Source organism: Carnobacterium sp. (assembly GCF_032094055.1).
Taxonomy (GTDB): domain Bacteria; phylum Bacillota; class Bacilli; order Lactobacillales; family Carnobacteriaceae; genus Carnobacterium_A.
The window spans coordinates 1-1,396 of record NZ_DAMDAK010000092.1 but is presented as its reverse complement, the minus strand read 5'-3'; the positions used below and the strand labels follow the sequence as shown (position 1 = coordinate 1,396).

Sequence of the window (1,396 nt, the reverse complement as noted above, 5' to 3'; positions counted from 1 at the left end):
GAAAAAGAGCGAGGAGGATGAGACAACAATCTCACTCTCCACGCTCTTTTACATGTAATATGATTGAATGGTTCTAAAAAAGCAACGTTGCTCGAGTCTGTTTAGAATTTTTTCTTATTACTTTCCTTCAAAATAATGATTTTCTTTTAAAAATTTTTCAGCAACATTGGAAGGTTCCATCAAATCATTATCTACTTGATAATTTAAATTTTGCATGGTTTCTGTTGAGATTTGTCCTGTTAATTTTGATAAAGTAGCTTCTAGTTCAGGGTATTCTTTTAAGATTTCTTTCGTTGCAACTAAACTAGCATCGTAAGAAGGAAAGAACTGACGGTCATCTTCCAGTATTTGTAAATCGTAGCTCCCAATTCGACCATCAGTAGAATAGCCTAAAACTACGTCCATTTTCCCAGAAGCTAAAGCATCATAAACTAAACCGATCTGCATTGGGTAAACGCGTTTAAAATCAAAACCATATTCTTTAATGAAGGCAGGATAACCATCCGTTTCACGTTTTAGCCAAGTTGCATCAACAGCTGCTGTTAAGTCGCCTGCGATTGCTTCTAAATCACTGATAGTCTTCAAATTATACTTTTCAGCTGTTTCTTTAGTGACCATAAAAACAAAGTTGTTGGCAAAGCCATAAGAAGGGAAATAAACTTGATCGTATCTTTTGGCGAATTCTTTTTGAACGAGTGCCAAAGCTTTTTCCGGATCTTTTTCTGCTGGAAGCTGAAGTATTCCAGTGACGTCTGTACCTGTGTAACGGGGAGCAGCAATATCGATATCGCCACGTAATAAAGCATTGTGCATAATGTTAGCAGAACCTAAGTTGCTGATGATTTCAACAGAAGTACCTAAATCATGTTCAATCATTCCGCTTACGAGATTAGCTAAAATTTGAGATTCTGAAGTAACCCCGCCAGATACTCTAATACTGCTTTTACCTGAACCAAGGCCGGGTAAGGAACAACCGCTTAGTACAACTAAAAGTAAAACAAAAAAAGCAATAAACCTTTTTTTCATATTTTAATCTCCTTTCTGAATAATATATAATTTTTCTAAAAGGTGTAACTTAATATCGATGGAACACTATTTAACCCAGTTTTCATCATTACTCATTAAATGGTGAAAAAGAACCACTTTCGATAAGATTAATTCACTATAAACAATCAACTGAAAGGTGTTCTTTTAGCAGTTGCTTTAGAAGAAAATACAGTGTAATCCAATAACGGTTTAATGATTTCTGATACAGATGCTAGTCTGTCGGGAAATTCTAATTTGATTCTAATTAAGGAACAGAAAGATACGTTTCATTTTACTTAATATCCTAAAGCTATTATTTTATTAATGAAAAAACCTTCAGTAATGAATCAACAATGATTATATGGTTTTT

At 34.0% G+C, this 1,396-nt stretch carries 1 protein-coding gene; it reads right to left on the bottom strand.

From position 1 onward, the window contains the following. Positions 1–117: 117 nt before the first annotated feature. Positions 118–1,026, bottom strand: coding sequence for an osmoprotectant ABC transporter substrate-binding protein (locus RT405_RS11645; RefSeq protein ID WP_313469872.1), 909 nt, complete (start codon positions 1,024–1,026; stop codon positions 118–120). Positions 1,027–1,396: the final 370 nt, after the last annotated feature.